Source organism: Methylocystis sp. (genome assembly GCF_051061225.1).
Classification (GTDB): domain Bacteria; phylum Pseudomonadota; class Alphaproteobacteria; order Rhizobiales; family Beijerinckiaceae; genus Methylocystis.
Genome location: NZ_JBPFEB010000130.1, coordinates 1 through 16,846 on the forward strand (window position 1 = coordinate 1; position 16,846 = coordinate 16,846).

The 16,846-nt window shown below is 61.1% G+C and carries 20 protein-coding genes and 2 pseudogenes; 9 read left to right on the forward strand and 13 right to left on the reverse strand.

The window, feature by feature from the left end:
• A pseudogene (locus ACR652_RS23305) lies at window positions 1-131 on the forward strand (IS5/IS1182 family transposase); the annotation flags it as partial.
• Window positions 132-173: 42 nt separating this feature from the next.
• Here ACR652_RS23305 and ACR652_RS23310 read toward each other — a convergent pair.
• The 4 genes from ACR652_RS23310 to ACR652_RS23325 all read right to left on the reverse strand — a co-directional run bounded on the left by ACR652_RS23310 (window position 174) and on the right by ACR652_RS23325 (window position 3,262).
• Entirely contained in the window at window positions 174-323 is a 150-nt protein-coding gene (locus tag ACR652_RS23310; RefSeq protein WP_434508871.1) for a hypothetical protein, read from the reverse strand.
• A gap of 358 nt (window positions 324-681) precedes the next feature.
• A complete protein-coding gene (locus tag ACR652_RS23315) occupies window positions 682-1,515 on the reverse strand; it encodes a DsbA family protein (RefSeq protein WP_434508872.1) in 834 nt (277 codons plus the stop codon).
• Between the two features lie 397 nt (window positions 1,516-1,912).
• Entirely contained in the window at window positions 1,913-2,494 is a 582-nt protein-coding gene (locus tag ACR652_RS23320) for a helix-turn-helix domain-containing protein (protein ID WP_434508873.1), read from the reverse strand.
• Window positions 2,495-2,737: 243 nt separating this feature from the next.
• Complete coding sequence (locus ACR652_RS23325; RefSeq protein ID WP_434508874.1) at window positions 2,738-3,262, reverse strand: hypothetical protein; 525 nt, start codon at window positions 3,260-3,262, stop codon at window positions 2,738-2,740.
• Between the two features lie 612 nt (window positions 3,263-3,874).
• Here ACR652_RS23325 and ACR652_RS23330 point away from each other — a divergent pair.
• Both ACR652_RS23330 and ACR652_RS23335 read left to right on the forward strand, forming a co-directional pair.
• Entirely contained in the window at window positions 3,875-4,219 is a 345-nt protein-coding gene (locus ACR652_RS23330; RefSeq protein ID WP_434508875.1) for a single-stranded DNA-binding protein, read from the forward strand.
• A 724-nt stretch (window positions 4,220-4,943) separates the two neighbouring features.
• On the forward strand, window positions 4,944-5,321 hold the full coding sequence (locus ACR652_RS23335; protein WP_434508876.1) for a single-stranded DNA-binding protein: 378 nt from the start codon (window positions 4,944-4,946) through the stop codon (window positions 5,319-5,321).
• A gap of 113 nt (window positions 5,322-5,434) precedes the next feature.
• On the opposite strand, the gene ACR652_RS23340 is transcribed toward ACR652_RS23335, so the two are convergent.
• The 5 genes from ACR652_RS23340 to ACR652_RS23360 form a co-directional block, all read right to left on the reverse strand.
• On the reverse strand, window positions 5,435-5,836 hold the full coding sequence (locus ACR652_RS23340; protein ID WP_434508877.1) for a type II toxin-antitoxin system VapC family toxin: 402 nt from the start codon (window positions 5,834-5,836) through the stop codon (window positions 5,435-5,437).
• Entirely contained in the window at window positions 5,833-6,069 is a 237-nt protein-coding gene (locus ACR652_RS23345) for an antitoxin (protein WP_434508878.1), read from the reverse strand. The genes ACR652_RS23340 and ACR652_RS23345 overlap by 4 nt, the downstream gene beginning before the upstream one ends.
• A gap of 172 nt (window positions 6,070-6,241) precedes the next feature.
• Window positions 6,242-6,664: a hypothetical protein gene (locus ACR652_RS23350; protein ID WP_434508879.1), complete on the reverse strand. Its 423-nt coding sequence runs from the start codon at window positions 6,662-6,664 to the stop codon at window positions 6,242-6,244.
• A complete protein-coding gene (locus tag ACR652_RS23355) occupies window positions 6,657-7,343 on the reverse strand; it encodes a P-loop NTPase (RefSeq protein WP_434508880.1) in 687 nt (228 codons plus the stop codon). The genes ACR652_RS23350 and ACR652_RS23355 overlap by 8 nt, the downstream gene beginning before the upstream one ends.
• 11 nt (window positions 7,344-7,354) lie before the next feature.
• Window positions 7,355-7,756, reverse strand: coding sequence for a hypothetical protein (locus tag ACR652_RS23360; RefSeq protein WP_434508881.1), 402 nt, complete (start codon window positions 7,754-7,756; stop codon window positions 7,355-7,357).
• 689 nt (window positions 7,757-8,445) lie between these two features.
• On the opposite strand from ACR652_RS23360, the gene mobC reads away from it, so the two are divergent.
• The 3 genes from mobC (at window position 8,446) to ACR652_RS23375 (ending at window position 12,590) form a co-directional block, all read left to right on the forward strand.
• Window positions 8,446-8,796, forward strand: a complete 351-nt coding sequence (gene mobC / locus ACR652_RS23365) for a plasmid mobilization relaxosome protein MobC (RefSeq protein WP_434508882.1) — start codon at window positions 8,446-8,448, stop codon at window positions 8,794-8,796.
• Entirely contained in the window at window positions 8,793-11,768 is a 2,976-nt protein-coding gene (locus tag ACR652_RS23370) for an LPD7 domain-containing protein (protein WP_434508883.1), read from the forward strand. Before mobC ends, ACR652_RS23370 begins: the two co-directional genes overlap by 4 nt.
• 144 nt (window positions 11,769-11,912) lie before the next feature.
• Window positions 11,913-12,590: a methyltransferase family protein gene (locus ACR652_RS23375; RefSeq protein ID WP_434508884.1), complete on the forward strand. Its 678-nt coding sequence runs from the start codon at window positions 11,913-11,915 to the stop codon at window positions 12,588-12,590.
• Between the two features lie 4 nt (window positions 12,591-12,594).
• Here the strand turns inward: ACR652_RS23375 and ACR652_RS23380 are convergent, their stop codons facing one another.
• Window positions 12,595-12,837, reverse strand: a complete 243-nt coding sequence (locus ACR652_RS23380) for a sunset domain-containing protein (RefSeq protein WP_434508890.1) — start codon at window positions 12,835-12,837, stop codon at window positions 12,595-12,597.
• 15 nt (window positions 12,838-12,852) lie between these two features.
• Window positions 12,853-13,302: a phospholipase D-like domain-containing protein gene (locus ACR652_RS23385; protein ID WP_434508885.1), complete on the reverse strand. Its 450-nt coding sequence runs from the start codon at window positions 13,300-13,302 to the stop codon at window positions 12,853-12,855.
• A 114-nt stretch (window positions 13,303-13,416) separates the two neighbouring features.
• On the opposite strand from ACR652_RS23385, the gene ACR652_RS23390 reads away from it, so the two are divergent.
• The 3 genes from ACR652_RS23390 to ACR652_RS23400 all read left to right on the forward strand — a co-directional run bounded on the left by ACR652_RS23390 (window position 13,417) and on the right by ACR652_RS23400 (window position 15,238).
• Entirely contained in the window at window positions 13,417-13,650 is a 234-nt protein-coding gene (locus ACR652_RS23390) for a hypothetical protein (RefSeq protein WP_434508886.1), read from the forward strand.
• A 28-nt stretch (window positions 13,651-13,678) separates the two neighbouring features.
• Entirely contained in the window at window positions 13,679-14,017 is a 339-nt protein-coding gene (locus ACR652_RS23395; protein ID WP_434508887.1) for a cupin domain-containing protein, read from the forward strand.
• Window positions 14,018-14,344: 327 nt separating this feature from the next.
• Window positions 14,345-15,238 carry a hypothetical protein gene (locus ACR652_RS23400; protein WP_434508888.1) on the forward strand — a complete coding sequence of 298 codons (894 nt, stop codon included), beginning with the start codon at window positions 14,345-14,347 and terminating at the stop codon, window positions 15,236-15,238.
• Between the two features lie 41 nt (window positions 15,239-15,279).
• Here the strand turns inward: ACR652_RS23400 and trxA are convergent, their stop codons facing one another.
• Both trxA and ACR652_RS23410 read right to left on the reverse strand, forming a co-directional pair.
• Window positions 15,280-15,723, reverse strand: coding sequence for a thioredoxin (trxA, locus tag ACR652_RS23405; RefSeq protein WP_434508889.1), 444 nt, complete (start codon window positions 15,721-15,723; stop codon window positions 15,280-15,282).
• A gap of 132 nt (window positions 15,724-15,855) precedes the next feature.
• Window positions 15,856-16,713, reverse strand: a pseudogene (locus ACR652_RS23410) (ATP-dependent DNA helicase); the annotation flags it as partial.
• Window positions 16,714-16,846: the final 133 nt, after the last annotated feature.

The following is a 16,846-nucleotide window of genomic DNA, read 5'->3' on the forward strand; positions in this document are numbered from 1 at the left end:
GGGCGACACGATGCAGGCGGCTCGTCAAAGATTACGAGCGCTATGCTCAGACCCTCGCAGGCCTCCACGTCGTCGCCTTCGCATGTCTCATGCTCAAGCGCGCCGCAGAATTCATGCTCCAAGGTGCATAACACCCTCTAAGCGCCTTGGCATGAGGCTTGCTGGTAATGCTCTCAGTCGTTCATCTCGTCCGCCGTTCGCCAAAACACGGGCCGCTGGATCGCGTCGCCGGTGGGCGCGACCAGTGCGACGAGCAGCCACGCTTCGGTCAGCGCCATCGAAAGGCAAATGACGACAGAAACCGCGAAAGCAGTGAGCCGCATGATTCAGTTCCCGTCGCGATCGTGCAGGGCTCCACGGCGAGACTCCAGACATTCATCTCGTTGTCGAGCGGCCTAATATAGCGCGTCATTCGCGTAAATGAGAAAGAGAGCGATAGCACCCTCATCGCCCGCGCCATCGCGGTGCGGCTTATCAGACGGTGACGCGACAGTGAAGCGGCCCGTGTTTCATTTTTAAGGGCATCACGAGTTAAAACACGACTGTGCGCTTTTCTAGAGCGCCTGTGTGCAATGATTCGCCGATCGCAGCTCGACCTCACGCCCCGCAATCCGATCCTCAACTACAAGCCGATGTCGCAGTGGCGGAGGAGGCGCAAGCAAGGCGGCGCGAAGCCGGCGGTCACTGCTTGCCATCGCAAACCGGCCGATCGCATTTGCGCGCGTTCTTGATGATATCGCGCAAGGCCTCTGCGCCTGGCCAGCCGAGGATCGCCGTGCCCGCGACGATGAAAGAGGGCGTCATCGCAAGGCCCAACGCCTCCGCAAGGCGCGTCTGGCGCGAGACGACTTGACCGACTGTTTCGCTATCCGCCGATTCTTCCACCTTGCGCGCGTCGAGGCCCATGGCACGGGCGACGGCCAGAGCCGTCGTTCCCGTGATTGCGCCCCGCACTTCGTACAATTTCATGTGAAAGTCGTACGCCTTCGCCGGACCATACAGCCTCAGCACGGCTTGTTGAACCTTTGCCGCCTGCGTCGATCCGATGGACAGAATGGCGCTGTTGATGAGACCTAACCTCAAATTCGGGTCGCTCGCCGCGATGCCTGCAAGCTCGCGCGCAGCCTTCCGGCAATAGGGGCAGTTGTAGTCAAAAAATTCGTAAACGATCACGTCGCCCTCGCGACGACCCTTCCAAATGATTCCGGGCAGCGAGGCGGGGTCGAGCTCGGAAGGAATGTGGAAATTGCGCAGCGGCTCTCCCGCCTCGCCACGCAGCTGAAAAGTCGAATCGTCTTGAGCTCGATCCACCTGCGCACGGAGGGAGGAGGCCGCGAAAATGGGGATCGCGCCAATTGCGCCGAGCACCACGCGGCGGCTTGGTTGAGCGCTCCCGCGAGGTTGGTCCGAATGGCGTTGCAATGTTTGGTTCCTCGGCTTTTGGGCTGGGCCGGAGAAGGGTCCGACGCCACACATAGATAACGTCTCGGTGCTCACCCCGTCGAGGCGGCTCAACTCATTTTTAAAAGTTTCTGACGCCCGCGCAACGGTACGTGATTCGGTCGCCTTTCGACCTTGTTATGCTTGGCCTTTCCCAAAATGAGGCTTGGCCTTCTCCGACAATCCGATCTCAGTCATCGGCTTGCTTGCGCTGCCCCGGCGGCGGCGGCGGCGGCGAGCGAGTCGCCGCGCCCGACCAAGCTTGGCGTGTTTGATCTCGAGTTTGTCGATTTCAGCGCCGATGGTCCACGAGAGAGCGCGGTCGAGACGGCGCGTCTGCAGCGTATGACCGCGCTCGCCCGCGAGCTGCTTTCGCGATCGGGTCTGGTGGGTCTTCCTAACCCATTTGGATAATGCCATGAGACCGGGGGCGCTCGGAAGACGCGCGAGTTTGTCTATCCCTCGACCCTTCCTAGCGAGTCACGGGTTTTTCGTCCTGCATCGGCTCCACTCCCAACAGCTCCCACATTCCGATGCCTAGTCTTCTCGCAATCTCGACGACAACGAGTAGCGATGGGTTCGAGTCCCCCCGCAACATCAGATACAATTGCGGCAGGGAGACTCCGATAATTTTCGCGAATTGATCCTTATCCAATCCGCTCTCAATGTATTTTCTCTTCACGATCATCGAAAGGTTTCTCGTCATCTGCTTCGCGGACAAGTTGCGACGATGCCCGAGTTGACAGTCCTCTAAGAGCTCGTAAAGAGGCGTTTTCAGCTTGGCGGAAATCTTTGCAAGCATTTCGATCGAGGGATTCGCGGCTCGACTGCGAACATAACGAAACTGGGAGCCCGACATGCCGATCGACTCGGCAAATTCAGGCTTCGTCATTCCGCTCTTTTCCAAATGCGCAATCAGGTTCTTCGCCAACCGTTCCAAGTGCGGAGAGGCGAGTCGATCCTCAATCGAGTTTACCATCAACCGACGATGATCACCTGTCGGCTTCGCCGTTTTCCGACCTCGAGTCTTCCCGTCCACCTGCCTTTTATTCATGTGATCGCATACGGTTAGATGACGGCCGCGTGTCTATTAGCATCGGAGATTCCCGTGACGATGCCAAGGGCCAAAATCAACGCGACCGCCAATTTATTAGAAAATACTTGCCAATAAATTAAGAATCCTAGCGGCATCTAAGGCGCGCGGTAATCGGTCTCATACACGTTCGTCGATCATCTCGCGAAAAGCCTCCTCGTCTCCCGAGATGTGTCGTGCATGGCAAAGCTCGAGCAATCGGGCTCAGTCCTCGTCAAAAAATATATCGGACGCGCGTAGCTCGCCGTCGACCCCTACGGACTTTTCCCAAATTTGGACCCCAATGTCTGAGTCGTCCACGAAACCGTCGGCAAGGTAAAAGATCATCGGGCCGGCCCAGCTCTTGCGAGTTCGACATTTCACGATCGTGAAAATTGCCCGTTCCGTCTCATAGATCCCTCTGCACGGCTGGTCGGAATCCATGTCTTCGACGCCCTGCAAGTAGGCATTCGCAAGTGACTTTGACCAATGGTGACGAACGATCAGCGAGCGATCGTCCGAGGGCGATAAGTGACGTACTGGGATGGATCCCGTGACGGCGTTCTTGAGATTGAAGAGAGAAAAGTCACATGCTACAGGTCTCTCATTGAAGCTTGGCGACACTGAGGACCGAGACACGTTCTTCCTGATGACTCGGTAGATCTGAGGAAAATAAATTTTGAGCGGTTCGCACCAAACCTCTCCCTGCCGAACCACGCCGGTGGGAAATGTAAACACCTGAACGTTCATAAATGGCAGCCCCTGACTTAAGGGAAAACGAGCGGTTCTCCAGATTGCCTAAGGCCAAGTTGCGGCCATTCCGCGGCGGGGGTCAGGCAGAAAAACTGCCAAAAGTTTATAAAGTGGATGAACGGCGCCCATCTTGGGCAGAATCTTTGCACGATACGCCGGCAACCCTTTTCACCTGCCTACACCACAGGTTCGCATCCAGTTGACCCGGACGGGAGGATTTTCTGATCCGGACGGGAAGTCTCCCGTACCCAACGCAAGGGTGCGTCGAACGCCCGCAACATGCTTCGCGTATGGCGCTGGCAGGCAAGCCGCGCACCGACCGTGGTTTGGAGCCGTCCTCCCACTTCGTTCTTTCGCCAGCGCATGAGTCACGCTGTCCTCCGCTGAAGCCAGCGGCGGGCATTGAGCGTCTCCCTCGCATCATCGCGCCGGCGGCGCCTGGAACGAGAAACGGCCTTCTTGGTAGACCCGGTCAAACGAGAGTGGCCGCAATTCCCTATCCTTGCAAAATATAATAAAATGTTATTTTTGGAAAACCAAGTCCCAAGCGCGGAGTCGTAGCGGGGGGCGGCGGATTTCTTAAGGCGAAAACGGGAGAGAAAAAAACACATGCGCAGCACCAATCTGTTCATCGTGCGGGGTTATGTCGGCGCCGACGCCAAGGGCTTCGATGGCGGCAAGGTCGCCAAATTCAGCGTCGCGACAAATCGCGCCTGGAACGACCGGCAAACTGGCGAGAAAAAGGAGGCCGCGGACTGGGTTACCCTGACGATCCTGAACGAGAAGATCGCGAGATGGGCTGTTGAGAACGTCAAGAAGGGCGATCCGATTTACGCCGAATGTCGCGTCGCCGAACGCAGCTATCAAAAGGACGGCCAGACCGTTTACATAACCGACATCATCGCCAACGTCGTCGATCGGCTCTCGCCTTCGCAACAAGCCGGCGTCCAGTGAACGGAAATACAAGCGCTAGAACCGGCGCATCGCACCACTGCGAAAGTCGCGGAAGTCCCAGGTTCCGATTGGCGATCGTTCCCGCTGATCGAAGCTCCAAGATGCCAATGTCGCCAAGATCGGTTCCGCTCCGATGCGGGGGTTCAGGTGGTCGCTTTTCTTCCACGATTCGAGTAAGCGAGCTCGCTGACCCACAAACCTAGCTTGGGCCTGCGCTCACCCGAAATCCTTCTATGATTGGTCCAGGCGGGAGATTCGGCGCCAGACGAGCGGGAGGGGTAAGGGCTGCTCCAGATGGTCTACTCTACTGCCTTACAGGGCCCAAGCGTCGTGTGGCCATTTACTAGCGCTCTCTCGCCGACGCACGCAGGGTTGAGGTGGCGGTTAAGCTCTATTGATCGGTCATTCGACCGCTTGCCCTTGAGGCGGCATGTCACGAGATTGGGTTCATTCGTTGAAAAAACGCGCGCCAGTCTCTCTCACGCCTCGGGGAGCGCCCCGTTGCTGATAATGGCTAGGTCTATCGACGGCGAATCCTGCTTCGGCGCCTGCGCCGAAGAATTTTCCCCTTGCCGATTTGCGGCAATTCCTCGCGGAGCAAAATTCATCGTCACGGTCAGCGCGCGGCGCTTCGCTTGCCCGCGTTGCGGTTCCGCAGTCTTCTCAGCCGTCGAATAACGACCGCCATCGCAACGGGGACGACCCCAAACGATGGAGAGAAAAAATGGCGCATCTTTGTGAAATGAACCAGATCGGCCACGTCGCTTCGGTCAAGAGCATCGGTAAGAACCTGATCGTCAGAATCGCCTCCAACGCCAACTACAAGAATGGCGAAGGCGCCTGGGTCGAGCGCACGCACTGGAACGAGCACACGATCTTCGAGCGCCAGGGCGGGTTGCTCAAGTGGGCCTCCGAAAGCCTCAAGCCCGGCGACCTCGTTCTCGTCCGCTCCACCCCCTTCCAGGCCGAATGGAAGAAAGAGGGCGAAACGCACTACGGTCAGACCTTCGCGGTGAACGAGCTCTCGCTCTTGACGGCGAAATCCGACAAGAAGGAAAAGCCGGATGAAGCCGCGAAGTCGCGGGGCCGGCAGCGCCGCTGACGCGGATCTTCGAGGGGGCTGCCACGCCCCCTCGGGCTTGACTGGCGAGGAGCTCAGTGCTGGATTTCATTTGCAATGCGCTGATTTCGCGTAGCCCCTCCTTGGGGCCCCCTTCACAAAAGCCAGTTTTGCACTTTCAGCCCCTTAACTCGGGCGAACTCATCCACATTGGCGGTCACGATCGTCGCTTCGATCGCTAGAGCATGGGCCGCAATCAGCAAATCATTCCCTCCGATTGGGCTTCCCTTTCGTTCCAGCTCGGCGCGAATCCTCCCATATTCCGCATCGGCAGGTCCTTCCAAAGACAGCACGTCTAGCTCTCCCAAGAGGCCCTCGACCGCCTCCAAGAGCCGTTCCGAGCCGCTCTTCGCGCAGCCGTATCGAAGCTCGGCGGCCACGATGATGCTCGTGCAAACGTTCTTCTCCCCTACTCGCGCGATATGCTTCGCGACCTTGCCTTTCGGGTTCCTGATCAAATCGGAAATGATGTTCGTGTCCAGCAGATAGCGGGTCAAAATATCTTTTCCGGCGCGGGTGGACGGTCTTCTATCTCGGGGAAAGTCTCATCGAGCGGCTCCAACGTCTCGAGCAGCCCCAATAGGCCGCGCTTACGCGTCGGCTCGAGCACCAGACGGTCGCCCTCGCGGCGCATGATCGCTTCGTCGCCAGGCAGCTCGAACTCGACAGGAATTCGCACCGCCTGGTTACGACCGTTTCTGAATAGCTTCACATGCCGCGCCTCGCCCATGCCGACCTCCAAGCATATGCTATAGACATATGCTTTTCCGCCCAAGGGGTCAATCGCGATCGCGATATGGCAAAACGCGCAGCGGGCGCATGTCGGCCATCTTGCCCGAATTGCTCAGACGGAACTCCAATCACGGCTACTTGCCATCGATTTTCTAGCGTTGCAGCGTCCCTTAGAATCCGGTGCGAGCGCCGACATAGGCCCCTGCGCTAAAGAGACATGCGCCGACGAGCATTCCGACGACGAGCCATTGAATCATTTGCCGCCTTGCGACGTCACGGGCCACATCTCGCGCCGCCGTCGCGATCGCTTTCGCCAAGTCCGCTTTCGCCGACTCAGCGCTCGCTTGAATCGCCGCTTCAGCCGTGGTGCGCGTTTCCGAGAGAACGCGCTGCGCTTCCGCCGCTATCGCTTTTGGAAATTGCCGATAAAGTCCTTCGTAATACTGAAGGGCGAAGATCACGAGCCAAAGCGCGTCGTTTTCCCGTAGACCCAGCGCGGCTTGAGCCCGTCGCAGCTGCTCCCGCTCGCGCTCGGTTGCGGCGCGCCCCAGCATGCGCTCGAAGCTCGATAGAGGCGCAGTCGTCTCATTCATTATCGACCACCGGCGCGAACACCTTGCTGACCTCTTCGAGCCAGCGGCGCAGCTCGGCGCGATTGCCGATCGGCATCGTTTGCCAGGCGCGCGCGATGCTCAAGCGATTGCTGTAGAGATCGTCGCTCACGCGATCGGCCATGTCGGGAAACAGCAGGGAACGGCCGCCCTGCTTCTCGACCGAGGATTTCACCTCGGAGCCGTTATAGAGCTCGAATTTCGAATCGGCTCCGAAGTAGCCGTTCTTCAGAACATGCACCGTCGAGTTCGGAATCGCGTCGATATAGTCCTGCAGCAGCTCCAGGCTGTCGCGCTGACGATTGATCACCCAGAGCGTCACTAGTTGGCGCTCGAGCTCCTCAAGGGACTGACTGAGTGTTCGACCGTATGCCGCGACCCCTACGTTGTTGCGCGCCGCCGTGTTCACGACGACGCTGCTGCCCTTGTATTCGTCGCAGATGTTCACGAAGCGGATCCATCCGTCCGCCTCGTCCAAATTCACGAGTTCGCAGACGACCTCGTTCTCATATGACTTGAACACGTCGGGGTTCGAGGTGTCTGCGTCGATGACGAAAACGTCCTCGCCTCTTTGGGTGAGATTGTGGACGAGGCCCATGGTGACGAGCGATTTGCCCACCCCACCCTTGCTTCCGCCCACCACGTAAATCGCCTTGCTCATCGCTCGCGCTCCTAGATTCGTTCACGGTCTCGCCGGATTGGGAAAGATGACGCGCGGGGAACGGTCGCATCCGGCGACCCCTTGGGCTTCGTCGCGCCAATCGTGGAAGGGAATGGGCTGGGCATCGGAGGAATCGGACGACCTTCGCCGCCCGCCTTTCTCTTTCCGGCGTTCGTCGGCGCGATCCCTGGCGCCCTGGAATGCTGTTCGGACTCCGGCGACGAAGGTTTATCGGTCGCGTTTGTCGCGCTGGTCGCCGCCGTCCGATCCCTCTCCCTCCCCTTACGCTTCGCGCCGAGATGGCGGCTCAAGGTCGAGATGGAGACGGCCAGCCCGTCGGCGGCGAGCATCTGTTGTATGTCCTTGTAGGACAGGTTTTTTTCCTCGGCGACCGCCGCGATCTCGTCGCGCATGGCGCGAAGGAGCGAGGCGACGCGTGGGGCGCGCTCCCGTTTGGGGGCGGCGTCCAGCCGTCGCTTCAGCCGTTCCTGTTGGTCCTCGAATCCCATGCGCGCAAAATATAATAAAATGGCGATGGCTGCAACGCGGCGTGGCCAGCAGCGATGCTGGTGACCAGGCGCAATCTCATCCATTTGAATGAGAAGCCGTGAGAATGAATGAGAAGCCGTGAAAATCGGCGAGATGCGACAGAGAACGCCGTGCAAACGCTTACAGCGTGCGGGATTCGAGTGAGATTGGGCGGTTTCGGATGCAGATTGGCATGGATACCTATGCGAAGAGACGCAATTTTGGAGAAATAGGGGGCAATTCGTAGAGATTATGCGCATGCGCGATGCAACGTACGTGGAATGTGGGAAGAAACAGATGAGAATAGTGCAAAGTTATGCAAACAGTGCATCAATACGATATGCAATAAAAAGCGAGATAATAAATGAAACGTGAGTGAAATTGAGCGACGTATGTTGTTTTAGTCTTGGCAGGATACCGAAAATGTAGCACATTTTCTTATGTGCCCTCGCCGGGCGGGCTATCATGGGGTCCTGCAGTTTGGCCTAGCCAAACCGAACCCTCACGGCAGAGCTGAGACATGACGGACAAGGAGACGGGTTCCCGCCGTAAGGCAGTGACGCGCAGCGTCCGAATGAGCGCGGAAGAACACGCGCTCTTTGGGGAGTTTTGCGTATCCTTGAATGTGACCCCGAGCGAAGCGTTGCGGCGCCTGGCGAGGTCCGCCGCACTATTGGGACCGACATTCACCGGGGAGGCCCGCGCGGAGGTCATTGCGCTCACCAGGCAAATGCGCGCCGTCGGCAATAATCTCAATCAGGCCGTCCATCACATGAATGCGGGACATGTGATCCAGAGCGAAGATATGAAGGGCCATCTGGAAGCGGTCAGCCGGGCCATCGGCGAACTCGATCGGCTGTATCGGTCGCTTTGCGTCAAATCCTATCGATGCGCGGAAGCTGCAGTCGCTGGGCGCTCGAAATGATCGATCTTGCCGCTTATGATCTGCGTCCCCTGTCGGACCGCTTGCGCGGCATCAGAACGGCAAGGGATTTCCGCGAACGACGGGCGCTGATCGAGGCAGTGGATTCTGGGGCGCCTCCGGAAGCGGCGGGCGTTTCCCCTGCCCGCAAGTCGCAATTGGCTCGATCCCCTGCAAACGGCCTGCCCTATACCGGACCGGGCGCTCTGTCGGGTGGCGCCGGCGAGAAACTCGAAGACGAATGGGCCCTGCGCCGGCCGGGAAGCGGGCGCGGCGGGGAACCGGCAATTCGCCCGGCTCCAGGGCCTCGTCCGGATGCGACGCTTCTATCCGCGGGTGCCGCCTCCTCTGGAGCTTCAGGCGCCGCGGCGTCGATCGCCGCCAAGGCCGGTCTCGCCGCCGGTTCGCAAGCCGCCGTCGTAAAGCTCGCGAGCTACGGCTCAGGGAGCGCGCGCGCCGCCTCGCTTCTTAATTATCAGAGCGATAAGGGCCAGCTCACCCTGGAACGCGAGGATGGGACTCTCGTGACCGGCAAGGCCGCCGTCGACGATCTCGCCGCGCACTGGCGCGATGACGAGGCGCGCGAGCCTTCGAACGATATTTTCCGCGTCACGCTCACATTCGAGGGCAGGCTCGGTCCCGATGAAGCGCGGGTCGGCCTCGCGGGCGCCCTCGACGGCCATCGTTACGCCTGGAGGCTAGAGGAGCGCGACGACACCACGCTCGTGCATCTCGTTGGTGTCGCCGCCGGCGCCCGTAGAGACGAATATGGAAAAAAGGGGCGGATTTACGCCAACGCGAAATCTCTTCATTGCTTTCACGACAAGATCGAGGACGCCTTTGGCCGCGACGTCGATCTCTCGGCGCCCGTTTGGGCGCATGGCGTCGAGGGCGCGACGACCCAACTTGCGGCGCTCACCAAGGCGGGCGCGCTTCCTGCGGAGACCGACGCCGGCATAAGTCTGGAGGAGGCCGCCAATCGCCACTTCGCAAAACAGCCGAGCAACGCGAATCGCCCGAAGCCAAAAAATTTCAACCCGGCGCTGGAGATTGCCAAGACTTGGCGACCCGCCATGAGATCGAGCAGCCCGCGGGATTTCGCCCATGTGATTTTGAGCGTGAAGCCAGGGACCGACAAGGAGGCGTTCATGGACGCCGCGCGCGCGACGCTCGCGCGCGAGTTCAGGGGGCATGAATATGTATTCGTGATGCACACGAACAGGCGGCATATTCATGTCCATGCCGCCGTGAGGCTAACGAGCGCCACGGGCGAGAAGCTGCATCCCGGAATTCAGGACTTCAATCGGTGGCGTCAGACGCTCGCCGAGGAAGCGCGCAAACGTCATATCCCCATGGAGGCCGTTCGGCGCTTCGATCAGGCTCACGCGCCCTCCTATCGGCTCAAGGACGCGAAAATGGTCGAGCGCGGCATTGCGCCCGTGAGCGTCCGGCGGCGCGTCGAACGGGTGCAAAACCGCGAAATTCACCGCCCGACGCGCGAAGAGGGCCGTCGCCGCGCCGCCGAGGCGGCCTCCGAATGGAAATCATTGGCCGCGCGCCGCCGGGCGGCTGTTATTCCGCCGCATGCGGCCGGCGCGGTGCGGCTCTATCGCGTCGAGGCGGCGAATGATGGTTCCCACCGCGCGCCCCTCTTTTCCATCGATCGCGCGCTTGCGGAGGTCTATGCCGCGAAAAGTGGGCCCTCGCGGCTTGTCTATTTGGATGTTCCCGCTGAGCGGATTGCGGAATTGCGCCCGTCACGCGAGCTACCGGCGAAAGTCTTCGTCGTGCCCCCTGCCCTCGGCGCGCTTCGCAAGCCCGTCGACTGGATCGACGAAGCCGCCGTGTTGCCTTTCCAACGACGCGTCGACGCAGCGCTGACGCCGACATCGCAAGAACGCCCAACGGTTTCCAAGGAGGATCAAGCCATGCGAACAGCCGAAACGATGGAAGCCGCGAGGCGCAATATGGCTGACGCCATGGACCGTCTAGGCGGCTATCTGCCCGAGGGCGCCGTCAAGAATGATCTGATGCGGCGCTCGCGCGACATTCTTGCTCGCGCCGAGGGGGCAACCAGAGAGCAGGAGCGACTGGAACGTAATCCAGGACAGATCGAGGGCGATCGTTTCGTGGAGCCCGAGCCACGAAACGTCGGCGCTCTGTTCACCAATGAGAAGAAGGGGACGGAGATCCACTACAAGCGCCATGATCGAGAGACTGGCGCGTTCCAGACTCTTGCTTTCGTCGACAGCGGCAAACAGCTCGACATTCGCGATTGGAGCAACGGGGAGAGCGTCAATGCGGCTCTGAAGCTCGCCTCTCAAAAATGGGAGACGCTGAGCGTCAGCGGAAGAGACGAATATAAGGAAACCGTCGCCCTGCTTGCCGCGGAGAATGGCTACAAGATCACAAATCCTGAATTGCAGGACCGCATTCGTGAACTTCGCGCCAAGACTGAATCGCAGGGCGCGAGCATCGCCGAAGGAAAAGAACGAGCCGAAGGCAAAGAGACAGACGCGCCTGTGAAATCTGCCCCCCTTTCGGAAACGGAACATCAACGACCCGCCGACCCGCCAATCCTCAACACGACGCCAGCCGAGCGCGCGATCGAGCTCAACAGCATCCGCGAGCGCGTCGACGTAGAGGCGCAACGAGAAACCCACCAGGCGGCACGCGCCACGGAAGCTCACGAAACCAACGCCGCAGCCGGAACGGAAGGAGCGCCGTACCGCGCTCCCGAGGAAGCGCGTGCGGCGCGTGAAGCGGAGCGGGCCATGGATAACAGTCCCGCTCGCGAAATCCCCGCGGACCCCATGCAAAGCGAGTCCATCCAAGCCCTTCGCTTTGAACAGCGCCGCGTGCTCGATCAAGCCAATCGCGACGATCAAAAACGCATCGACATGGAGAATGCCGAGCGCTTCCGCCAAGACGAGCGGCGTCAGGATCGCGACGAAGCGGAAGGCGAATCGATGTAAAAAGGCATTATCTTTCGGCTGTTCGATTCCACGGAATGCGGTCGCCATGGAGCGCTTAACGACCTGAATCCATTCTCCCGCCGGCCGGGGGCGCGCAAGGGCTCCCGGAGTTTGTTCACATTTACTCACGCCAAGGTTGCAGCGATGCTGATCCGACTCTTCCTCCAGACATCCGTCTGGCTCGCCGGCATGACCGCTCTCCTTTTCGTGCCGGCTGGCACGATCGCGTGGCCGGAGGCTTGGATCTTCCTGGGCATCGTCGGAGGGGTCGGCGCGGCCGCGGGGCTCTGGTTCGCCCGTCACGATCCTGATCTCTTGAGGGAGCGGCTGTCCCCGCCCTTCCAAACCGGTCAACCCGCATGGGACAAGGCGATCCTGTCGCTGTTCTTCGCGCTCTACTTGGCGTCCTTCGTTGTCATAGGTCTCGATGCCGTCCGTTGGCGAGCGACCGTCCTGCCGGCGTGGGCCGAGGCTGTGGGCGCCGTCTGCATCTTGGCGTCCTACGCGATCATCTGGCGCGTCTTGGCCGAGAACTCCTTCGCCGCGCCGGTTGTCAGGATACAGGAGGAGCGCGGACAGAGGATTGTGACGACTGGTCCTTATGGCATCGTGCGCCATCCGATGTATGGCGGCGCGATCCTATTTCTGCTCGGGACGCCGCTGCTGCTCGGCTCGTGCTACGGGCTCGTCTTCGCGCCCCTGCTGGTGATCCTGCTCGCCATACGTTCGGTCTTCGAGGAGCGCGTGCTCGCGGAGCGGTTCCCCGAATACGCCGCCTACGCGGAAAAGGTCAGATACCGCTTCGTGCCCTTCGTTTGGTAGGAGGCTACCAACTCGAGGCTTTCCGCCACCCGGCGGCGACCGCTTGTTCCTCGGTGCAGAACCAGCGCTTGTCCGGCCACTTATCCATACGCACGCGATCATATGTGCGATCCCCCGGCACATGATAGATGCGCTCGCCATTGCGGCCGAGAGTGCCTTTGATCAGGCAACCCGAGGCGACCGAGTTATCCCGCTTCGGCGCGGGGGCGGCAGCGGGATGCGCGAATTGATTGCCGGGGGCCGGCAGCGGATGGGCGCCTGCCTACATCTGCTCGAAGCGGGCCTCGAAGGCGTGGGCGGCGGCCGACTCCCGCAAGATGACGAGGTCCTTGTCCTGCTGCTTGAGACCCGAGGCCGACAAGTTGGCGGAGCCCGAGCGCAGGATCCGGCCGTCGATCGCATAGGACTTCAGATGCATGTAGGGCCCTGGCGCCTTCATGCGGATGTTGCCAGTGATCTCGCGCAGGCGGTCGAGGGCATGCTGTTGGCTGGGGTCGAGCACGATGCGAACGACCACCCCGCGCCGGTGGGCGTCAATCAGCGCGTCGATGACCGGCCAATCGGTCAGCGAATAGGCCGCCATGTCGATCTTCGTGTGGGCCGAACGCAGCAGGCCGACGTCCACGCGCTCGATGTTCTCGGCAGGCGCGTAATGGATTTCGACGTCGGCGGCTCGGGCCGGCGCCGTGCAGACGGCAAGGAGCCCGTGCAAGGCAAACGCCAGCGCGAGACAGGCGCAAACTCGTTTCCCTTTCGGCAATCCGATCCCCCGCCCTTCCGGAGGCCGCCCTCCTCGCGTAAGAACGAATACAGAACAAAAGAGGCTATGTCCATGCCCCGAAGACTAAACCGCCGATCGGATCGCTTTGTGGACCGCGAGCGCCTCTTGGCGGCGATGGGCGGCTGCCGGGAGACGATCGCGCGCGAACAGGCGCGCATGGAGATCTCAGGTCCGCTTTATTTCTCGTCATCCACGGTGGTGGCCGCCATCGACGGGCTGGCCCTGATGCTCACCGGAAGGAGCGACTACTTCCATTTGACAGGCCCAGGGGGCGCCTGAGGGGAATGCAGCCGTAGGGAGGAAGCCGATGCTCGCCACCAGGAACCTGTTTGCGAACGTGCCCGAACGCTTGATCGATGAAGAGGTCACGATCTTGGCCGAGTTTCCCGGCGCGAGGATCGAGCAGATCGTCTCCACCGGGCAGGCCAGCCAGCCTGGCTTCTGGTACGACCAAGAGCAGGCGGAATGGGTCGTGCTGCTGAGCGGCTCGGCGGGCTTGTTGTTCGAGGGCGAGGCCGCGCAGCGGATCCTGCGTCCGGGCGACTATGTGGAAATCCCGGCCCATGCTCGGCATCGTGTCGAATGGACGGACGCCAACGAGCCGACGGTGTGGCTGGCGGTGCATGTGGGCGCCAAAGCTGGATGATGCTGGGCGGATAGCTCAACGCCGTGGCCGGCGTTCTCAAGAAACGAATTTGACACCTTTTATTCCAGCCGATTTGGAGGCCGCGATTCGATCCCGTTTCGTCCTTGATGCGTCCCGCCAATCCCGAACTCGGACAGCGCTTCGAACCGGCATCGATACCGACCGTCAACCAACCCCAGACCGGGAAAGCGCCGATTTCAACCTGGCCCGCCGGGGCTCCACCCCCATCTCCCCCCACGTCGAAGTCGTCCTCTTGCCCCTCGGGAAGCCTTCAATCAGGATCCGTCGTGGGGAGCGACCCGCTCCATTGCGAGAATGGAGGCGTGCGTGGTCCCAAATAACAAGCTGTTCAAGTCGTTACTGGACCTTCCCGACGCGGCGGAATGGTTTGGGGTTGTGGAGCCGGCGTGGCTGTCGCTGGATCCGAGAAGTCTCGAGGCCCTGCGCGAGGAGCCGTTGAACCGGCACGGCGCCCTGCGGATCTCGCCGGACTTGACGGAGGCGGACGTCGAAATGTCCCCGGTCCTCCGGAACGCGATTATCCTTCTCGAAGCAGCATCGAAAGGCAACGGGCTGAAATTGACCGCCACGGGCAATCTCGCCAGAGCGGTCGTCGACGACATGCGGGATCGTTTCGAGTGGCCGGGATATGAAAAGGCGAGCACCCTCGGTTTTTACAAGGTCGTCAACGAGCCGGATTTCATGCCTCTGCATTTCATTCGAATCACGGCGGCGCACGCCGGCTTGCTCCGTCGCCGTAAAGGCGCGCTCGCGATGACGCCAGCGGCGCGCGAACTCTTATCCCAGCGGCGGTTCGGCCCTCTGCAAGCCATCCTCTTCCATACGGCGCTCTGGCGCCTTGATTTGTCCTACTTCGGGCGCGGGCTGCTCGGCTCTTGGCCGCAAGGCGACATCGGCATCGTTCTGTGGTCGCTTGCTGTGGCCGCATGGGCTTGGCAGACGCCCGAACGGCTTTCGCGGCTTTGCGCGGTGCCGACGGCGGAAGTCGTCGAGCCGGGGATTTGGGACCGCGGCTCGCTGGCCTTCGAGGCCCGCGTCCTGCGGCCACTGTTCTGGTTCGGCCTACTTGAACGCAGTGCGGAGAAGTCCCAGACGCATGAATGGGTCGAAACACATCTCTACCGGAAAACGCCGCTGTTCGACCGCTTCCTGAAATTCGACGTCGAAATCACGGCATGCTCCGGCGCGGGGAGCGCTTGAGCGCTTTTCATTTCCCCGCGCAGGACCGGCAACCGCCTCAATCAGCTTGCGCTTTGTGCGAAGGCGATGATCGCGCTGCGGCCAAGGGCCCCGCTTCGTCTATTAATCTCGCGTCCGCGCGAAAAGAGGATCATCGTCGGAATGCTTTGGATACCAAAGCGGGCGGCGATCTCGGGGACGCGCTCGGTGTCGAGCTTGGCGAGGCGCGCCATCGGCTCAAGGTCGCGCGCGGCGGCCTCGAATTCCGGAGCCATCGCGCGGCACGGCCCGCACCATCCGGCCCAAAAGTCGACCAAAACCGGAAGCTCCGTCTTGCCGATCATTCGATCGAAGTCCTCTGCGCTCGCGAGGTCGGCCGGGTGGCCGTCGAACAGAGGGGCATGACACCGACCGCAGTTCGGGAGATTGCCGGGACGAAGCTTGGAGTCCGGCGCCTTGTTCAGGCTGCCACACCGGGGGCAAACGATGATAACGCTCTTGTCCAAGATTTAACTCCACTCCGACTCTTGTCTTCGAATTCCAGGACGCCGGTCTAAGTTCGGCTTTGATCATCTAGGCGCCCCCAAGGACGCAGACCAGAAGCCGCGAAGGCAGCCATTCGCCTTCGCCCTGCGTCTTCAAGTCGCCGTGAGCCACTCCTTCAGCTTCGTCCACCTCCGCTTCCGCCCGTGTGTCCGCACGGCGATGGCGAGGGCGCGCCGCTGCCCGACGATCACGACAAGGCGCTTGCCTCGCGTGACCGCCGTGTAGACGAGGTTGCGCGCCAGCATCGTGTAGTGTTGGGTCGCGAGGGTGATGACAACGGCGGGATATTCGGAGCCCTGCGACTTGTGGATCGTCGTCGCATAGGCGGGAACCAGCGTGTCGAGTTCGCCGAACGGATATCCGACCTCGCGCCCGTCGAATTCGACCCACAGGTTGCCCTCGGTCTGATCGATGCGGAGAATGCGCCCGAGATCGCCGTTGAACACCTCGCGGTCGTAGTCGTTTTCCGTCTGCATCACCTTATCGCCGGGCGCGAAGCTTGACCCGAAGCGCTCGACCTTCTCGGCCATGCTCGGGTTGAGGGCCTTCTGGAGATCGGCGTTGAGCGACCGTGCCCCAAGGGCGCCACGCTGCATCGGGCAGAGGACCTGCACATCGGCGACGGGATCTAGGCCGAAGCGCCGGGGAATGCGGTCCCGGACGATCTCGACGACCTTGGCCGCGCCCTTTTCCGGATCGCCGGCTTCGACGAAATAGAAATCGGACGTCTCCTCGCGCTTGGGCCATTCCGGCATCTCTCCGCGGTTGATGCGGTGGGCGTTGACGACGATCCGGCTCTCCGCCGCCTGCCGGAAGACCTCGGTCAACCGTGCGACCGGCAGCGCGCCGGAGGCGATGACATCGGCGAGCACCTGCCCCGGCCCGACCGAGGGGAGTTGGTCCACGTCGCCGACGAGCAGCAGCCCGGCCCGCGGCGGGATCGCTGTCAGTGGCGGATTAAATCTCCCCAGTTATGGCATTTGAAAATTCCCCAGTTTTCGTGACGACCGGGCTTCCAGGGCATGCCCTGGAAGCCCGGTCGGCGCGCCGACTCACCGATGCTTCTCCCCTTGGCGGCAGGGA

What these genes read in the sequence shown, in the direction of transcription:
- ACR652_RS23310 (WP_434508871.1), bottom strand. Translation starts at nt 323, where the DNA reads ATGCGGCTCACTGCTTTCGCGGTTTCTGTCGTCATTTGCCTTTCGATG.
- ACR652_RS23320 (WP_434508873.1), bottom strand. Translation starts at nt 2,494, where the DNA reads ATGAATAAAAGGCAGGTGGACGGGAAGACTCGAGGTCGGAAAACGGCG.
- ACR652_RS23325 (WP_434508874.1), bottom strand. Translation starts at nt 3,262, where the DNA reads ATGAACGTTCAGGTGTTTACATTTCCCACCGGCGTGGTTCGGCAGGGA.
- ACR652_RS23330 (WP_434508875.1), top strand. Translation starts at nt 3,875, where the DNA reads ATGCGCAGCACCAATCTGTTCATCGTGCGGGGTTATGTCGGCGCCGAC.
- ACR652_RS23335 (WP_434508876.1), top strand. Translation starts at nt 4,944, where the DNA reads ATGGCGCATCTTTGTGAAATGAACCAGATCGGCCACGTCGCTTCGGTC.
- ACR652_RS23345 (WP_434508878.1), bottom strand. Translation starts at nt 6,069, where the DNA reads ATGGGCGAGGCGCGGCATGTGAAGCTATTCAGAAACGGTCGTAACCAG.
- ACR652_RS23350 (WP_434508879.1), bottom strand. Translation starts at nt 6,664, where the DNA reads ATGAATGAGACGACTGCGCCTCTATCGAGCTTCGAGCGCATGCTGGGG.
- ACR652_RS23355 (WP_434508880.1), bottom strand. Translation starts at nt 7,343, where the DNA reads ATGAGCAAGGCGATTTACGTGGTGGGCGGAAGCAAGGGTGGGGTGGGC.
- ACR652_RS23360 (WP_434508881.1), bottom strand. Translation starts at nt 7,756, where the DNA reads ATGCGCGACGAGATCGCGGCGGTCGCCGAGGAAAAAAACCTGTCCTAC.
- mobC (WP_434508882.1), top strand. Translation starts at nt 8,446, where the DNA reads ATGAGCGCGGAAGAACACGCGCTCTTTGGGGAGTTTTGCGTATCCTTG.
- ACR652_RS23370 (WP_434508883.1), top strand. Translation starts at nt 8,793, where the DNA reads ATGATCGATCTTGCCGCTTATGATCTGCGTCCCCTGTCGGACCGCTTG.
- ACR652_RS23375 (WP_434508884.1), top strand. Translation starts at nt 11,913, where the DNA reads ATGCTGATCCGACTCTTCCTCCAGACATCCGTCTGGCTCGCCGGCATG.
- ACR652_RS23390 (WP_434508886.1), top strand. Translation starts at nt 13,417, where the DNA reads ATGTCCATGCCCCGAAGACTAAACCGCCGATCGGATCGCTTTGTGGAC.
- ACR652_RS23395 (WP_434508887.1), top strand. Translation starts at nt 13,679, where the DNA reads ATGCTCGCCACCAGGAACCTGTTTGCGAACGTGCCCGAACGCTTGATC.